The 5,993-nt window shown below is 40.4% G+C and carries 5 protein-coding genes; all 5 read right to left on the bottom strand.

What is annotated here, in order from left to right:
* Window positions 1–347: 347 nt before the first annotated feature.
* The 5 genes from ACEN36_RS12745 to ACEN36_RS12765 all read right to left on the bottom strand — a co-directional run bounded on the left by ACEN36_RS12745 (window position 348) and on the right by ACEN36_RS12765 (window position 5,767).
* Window positions 348–2,276, bottom strand: coding sequence for a carbohydrate-binding domain-containing protein (locus ACEN36_RS12745; protein WP_407096538.1), 1,929 nt, complete (start codon window positions 2,274–2,276; stop codon window positions 348–350).
* Entirely contained in the window at window positions 2,276–2,959 is a 684-nt protein-coding gene (locus tag ACEN36_RS12750; protein WP_407126866.1) for a DUF4956 domain-containing protein, read from the bottom strand. Before ACEN36_RS12750 ends, ACEN36_RS12745 begins: the two co-directional genes overlap by 1 nt.
* Window positions 2,952–3,680, bottom strand: a complete 729-nt coding sequence (locus ACEN36_RS12755; protein ID WP_407096540.1) for a polyphosphate polymerase domain-containing protein — start codon at window positions 3,678–3,680, stop codon at window positions 2,952–2,954. Before ACEN36_RS12755 ends, ACEN36_RS12750 begins: the two co-directional genes overlap by 8 nt.
* A 177-nt stretch (window positions 3,681–3,857) precedes the next feature.
* Entirely contained in the window at window positions 3,858–5,096 is a 1,239-nt protein-coding gene (locus ACEN36_RS12760; RefSeq protein WP_407096541.1) for a sensor histidine kinase, read from the bottom strand.
* A complete protein-coding gene (locus ACEN36_RS12765; RefSeq protein WP_407096542.1) occupies window positions 5,093–5,767 on the bottom strand; it encodes a response regulator transcription factor in 675 nt (224 codons plus the stop codon). The genes ACEN36_RS12760 and ACEN36_RS12765 overlap by 4 nt, the downstream gene beginning before the upstream one ends.
* Window positions 5,768–5,993: the final 226 nt, after the last annotated feature.

The following is a 5,993-nucleotide window of genomic DNA, read 5'->3' on the forward strand; positions in this document are numbered from 1 at the left end:
TGTAGATAACATTAATCGCAATCGCTTGCGCTCTTTTTTTGGACAACTGAAAAATCGGAAAAAAAGCTGTTTAGTTCTATTGAACTTTTCTCCATTTCAAATTAGCCCAATTGTTCAGTAGGCATTACTTATCAACATACTGACAGATATCGAACACATTTTTTGGGAAATGGAAGATGACGAGTACTCTCTTTATGAAAACCAGGAAAAAGCTAAAACTCTACTGGACAATATTAAAAGAAGTATGGGAATCGACATTTAAAAAGAGCTTGCAGAATAATTCTGCAAGCTCTTATTTTATTCCTTCTAGTGACTAATGACTCAAGAAGTCTTTCTTGCTAGAAAAGTTACTCTTCTGATTCACTCTCACCTGGCCGTTGCATACCGCCAATATCGTCAGTAGGAGGTTGCCCCATACCGCCGCCGCCATTTCCGCCAGGTTGTTGCATACCGCCACCCATTTGGCCAGTAGTTGTTCCTGTTGTAGTAGAAATGGATTCTACTGTTATTTCAGAAGTTTCATCAGCAACGCTCACTGTATAGGTTTCACCTACCGTTAAGTCAGCTGAACTGAATTGGATAGATGCAAAGCTTTTATTTGCTGTCCAGCTCAACACAACATTTCCTTCTGCATCACTGATTGTTATTTCACTACCTGCTTCATATGTGGTATCAAATCCATATAGTACACTCGCTTGAGTAGAATCTTCTGAGAAAGTTACTGCCATTCCAGAACTTCCTGAACCCATTAAAGTTCCGCCAGTAATCACGGTCTCCCCATTTGAGTCGATCGTTCCATTTCCATCATTTTCCGGACCGCTGACTGTCACGCTGCCTCCTGAAATTTCAAGTGTTCCGTTTGAATCTAATCCATCTCCACTGCTGTCTACAGAAATCGTCCCTCCAGAAATAGTTAAGTCGTTCTCACTGTTGCTAGAAAACGGATCTTCACCAACGCCTGTATTGCTTGTAGTAGTCGTGCCGCTTGATGCGTTCATTCCATCATCACTTGCAAGGACAGAAATGTCCCCAGCACTGATTGTAATGGTTTTGCCCTCAATACCTTCGTAACTTTCTGAAATGGCAACATTTGCACCATTTAACACTAAGTCGCCTCCAGCATGCACTCCATCGTCTCCAGAAGCTAACGTCAACGTTCCACCTGCAAGCGTTAAATTGCCGTCACTGTGGATTGTATCATCAGCTGCATTGATTGTGATCGTTCCGGTATTTACGATCAACTCACCTGCTGTTTTCAGCCCTTTCGTACTGACCGAATCCGTAGCATCAGCATCTGCACTGTCTTCTTGCTCCTCTTCCATTTGCATAAAGAATGCTTCGCCTTCAGAAGTTTTAGCTACAGCGTTCTCACTGCCGCCACCTGCTGTAATGTCAAATGTACCTCCGTCAATTTGCAATAACGTTTCCGCTTGTATAGCATCTTGTTGAGTCTCGATGGTGAAACTTCCATCAGCAATATAAACAAATCCTCTGCCAACTTCTTCTGCGTTATCGGACTGAATCGCATCAGCTCCAGTGGTTAAAGAGAACGTACCGTCTTTTATTTTGACTGCATCTTTTCCGGACAAGCCTTGACCTGTCGCAGTAATCGTGTAAGTACCGCCAGTAACGATTAAATCATCTTTTGAAACAATCCCGTGATTGGTATTTCCATTTATTGTCAAATTCCCTGAACCGTTCAGCGTTAAATCTGATTTACTAAAGATGGTTCCATCAATATTTGAGGCATCCTCCCCAGTACCAATAGTCGCTGTACTGCCCTCTTTGTCTGTCAGGGTATTCTCGGAACCTTCTGCTAATGTCACAAATACTTTTTCGGCTTCTTCAATCAAAACAGGCGCTGTTGTAGTAGAAGTAATATCCACTCCATTGAAGATCAAATGAACTTCTTCTGTATCAGGAGCGGTAACTTTTATTTGCCCATCAGATAAACTTCCGCTGACCAGATAAGAGCCTCCTGTCGTAATAGTAACTACATTCCCTTCTACTGTTGCGCCTTCACTGCTGCTGGTACTTTGATCATCAGCCAATTCAATAGTGGTTACATCTGATTCATCATAACCAACTTCAAGATCGTCTGAACTAAAATTTATCTCGTAATCAGCGGAGCTTTGTGATGTTCCTGTAGTTGCTGTAGTTGCCGTTGCTTCAGTAGATTCAATAGATTGTGTATCAGAAGCCGTTGCTTGACATCCTGCCAGCACCCCAGTAAACAGTAGAGCGGTTGCCAAAATAGTGCTGAGTTTATTCTTCATTACAATTCTTCCCTTCCTATTACAGAACGACCGCAAACAATTTCCAAGTTTCCATTTTTGCAACGTAATTCATCGATCAGTTCTTTTTCTAACGAAGCATCTTTCAATTCAATCATGTATTCTAAACGAAACAGACTGCCCATATTGGTTGTTTTCACATTCATCATTTCATGAGTAGAAAGATATTTTTCAAAAACTTCTTCAAAAATCGTTGTGTAATCTAAGTTTTCTGGCAAAGTCACTCTTAACCAGCGGGCGTTTTCATTCATTTCACCAAAGCTGGATGAATTCAGCCCGATCATTACAGCACAAATGATAATCGCAAATACGACTGCTATCCCAATGTATCCCATTCCAGTAGCTAGACCTATCGCCATAGCCAAGAAAATACTGGAAATTTCTTTTGCTGAGCCGGCTACTGACCGGAATCGAACCAAACTGAAAGCTCCCATAACGGCCACCCCAGCCCCAACGTTTCCATTGACCAGCATGATGACCATTTCAACGATAGCCGGCAGCAGGAATAATGTCACGACAAACCCTTTTGAATAGTGATTGCGTAACATATAGGTCCAGGCAACTAACCCGCCTAAGATCAAACTGGTGACTGTACAGATCAGAAAACTGGAGATGGAAAAAGTTGTAGCACTCTCGATATATAAGCTGTTAAATAATTCATTCATTCATGACAAACCCTTCTTGATTGTTTTTTAGATAATCTTGGTACCCATTGGCATATTTAGAAAATTTAGCAGGATAAATCTGCATCTCAGATAATAGACGCGCGAGCCAAATGGGCATAGCTCCGCAAATTTTGATTTCCATTAACAAGGAACCGTCCGGTAAAATCGGCTGTCCATAAGACCCCTCTGCTAACGATAAGTGAGTCGTCCGATACAAGATCTCTTGATCAAAGGTTATCCGGATACTGTCATCCAGTTTTCCGGTATAAGCCATCCTCTCATAAGAAATATACATCGCTGGTTTTAGATCCGGATAAACCGCTAAAATAGATTCAAATTCATGCATCATTTGTTTATTGGCAACAGGAGCTGTTATTTCGTGATGCCCTAGAAACCGTTCAGCATTTTTTAAATGCATGTCCGTTCTGCGTTTGTACACCACCCCTTTAAATTTTTTCTTGATTTCAACATATACTGGATCTGTTTTACTTGGAATACCATAACTTCGCAAACGAACTTTCTCTTTATAGATGGGTTTGCTCATGGATTGACGAATCAAATACCATTTCTCTGTATCGTAGTAAACATTTGTGATCAAGTGTTTCCCATATTCATCTAATTGCATATAGGGTTGAATAGCTTCAAGAAAGTCATTCCACTGCTCGTACGTAATTAAGTACTTGGTTTCCTTTCTTTCAAAAGTACTTTGATAATGACTCATGATTGATTCCTCCTTTGTTCGATAGATGTACTATAATCCCTCAACCTTAATTGAAACTTAAGACACCTTTTTTGTTCCGACAATAAATAAAGCCTGTAAGAAACTCTTCACTGAGAGCTTCTTACAGGCTTTATTGTTTAATGTATCAGGACCAGTATTTTCCCAGCCCTTACTTATCTATTTAGTCGGCAAAATCACTTCAAAAGAAATCGTATGATCTTTCAGAAGAACTGCTTTGATTTGACCATGATGATTTTCCACGATCGTGGCCGCTAATGACAAGCCTATTCCATAACCGCCTTCACTATGTTTTCGGGCCTGATCTTCCCGATAAAAACGATCAAACAATTGGTCAAATCGTTTCGGCATTTCATTGACGGTATTAGTGATCTGAAGTTTTATTTTATTTCCTGCTTGATGGTCTAAACGGACGTTAATGGTCCCAGGTTGCTGGACATACTTATTGGCGTTATCCATCAATAATGAGCATAATTTATTCATTGCTTCAGCATCCGCTTGGATCACTACATTCGGTTGAATATCTAAAGATACTTCAACCTTTTTTTGTCTTCCGATCTGTACGTAAGGTTCAGCTGTCTCTTTCACTATTTGTGAGAGATCAACCGATTCGATTTTAGACTGGTAACCTTCTTCTTCCATTTGTGTCAGCTGGAGCATACTCTCCATTAACCCATTTAAGCGCTGGATTTGTTTGTTCGTACTTTCAGTCCATTCAGTACTCCCATTCAACATTTCCTGAACATCATTATTAGCCGAAATAATGGCTAAAGGTGTTTTGATTTCATGGCCGGCATCTGTAATAAACTGCTTTTGACGATCAACCGTTTGCTGAACAGGTTTGATGATCTTACTAGAAAAATAGAACACCAGCAAGAAAATAAACAGGAGACTAACGACTCCAATCAATATAGAATTGCGAAAAAAAGATCTCACTAGCTGCAGATCGCGTTGGCTGTCAACAAACACCAGCATGATCGTGTCGTCCGTTTGTTCTATCACCTGATAACGAAAGTCTTCTATATAGCCCTTTTCTTTACCTGAAGCTAAGACTTCCTCAGCGTATGATTGGCCCGTTTGGGAATCGATCGACCGTATGCGTGTAGTATCGATTTGAACTACTTGTTGTTCAGAATTGGCTAAAGCTGTAAAATAGCGTGTCTCAAAAGGAGTTTCAGCTGATATCCCTTGATTTGGCGGCATTCCCATTCCATTACCAGGTATAGATTCATCTGGAAAATTCCCGCCATTATCTGTCAATATAGTCAATATTTCGTCTGTTCGCTCCACAGTATGGACATAGTTCGTCGTGTTCAGCACAATCAGTACAACAGACATGACTAGAAAAACGACAGCCATCGTCACTAAAATGAATTTTTTTCTTAATTTTTCAATCATTTAATGGCCTCCAAGGAATATCCTACTCCACGAGTAGCAACGATTTTGACACGCACTTCCAATAACGCCAATTTTTTCCTTACATTACTTAAATGAACCCAGATACTGTTCATTTCTATTTCTGCATCCAGTCCCCAAATGCGTTCGATCATCTGCTCAGCCGAAAAAACCTGCTTTGGGTTTTCAATCAACAATTGCAGAATCTGAAATTCTTTGTTCGATAATTTCAACTCATCTGTGCCATTGCTGATCCGAATGGTCTCACAATTCAATTGCAGATCTTCGAACGTCAGTATTTTAGCTTGCAAAATCGTTTTACGCCGAGTCATTGCTCGAACACGTGCCAGCAATTCTCCCATTGCAAATGGTTTCGTCAAGTAATCATCTGCTCCCAGATCCAACCCCTCAATTCGATCCTCAATGGCTGATTTGGCCGTCAACAATAAAATAGGCGTTTGGTGGCCTTCGTTTCGCAATTTATCTAACACTTCCAGCCCAGACAGCTTGGGCATCATAATATCCAAAATAATACCCTCATAATCGGCTAATGAAGCGTACTCGTAAGCTTCTTCCCCATCATGGACACTATCTACTGCATATCCTTGATTTTCTAGAATGACTTGAATGGCACGAGCCAATTCTTGTTCATCTTCTGCTAACAGTAATCTCATGTACAAAACTCCTCAATCACATCTTTTGATTAGCATATTCTACCATACTAAAATGTGCAAGAGGATTGTTGAAAGAAAAATATCGATGGGCTCTCTTATTGTAAGCCCGTTAAAATTAACCGCATAGAATTGTTGTCTCCCCTCTTGTAAGATTGACTTATCTCAATCAGACAGGAGGGATTTTTACTATGCGAGATCAAAAAAATAATCAACCCATCGTCCCCGT

It is taken from the genome of Desemzia sp. FAM 23989 (assembly GCF_045528345.1).
Taxonomy (GTDB): Bacteria; Bacillota; Bacilli; order Lactobacillales; family Carnobacteriaceae; genus Desemzia.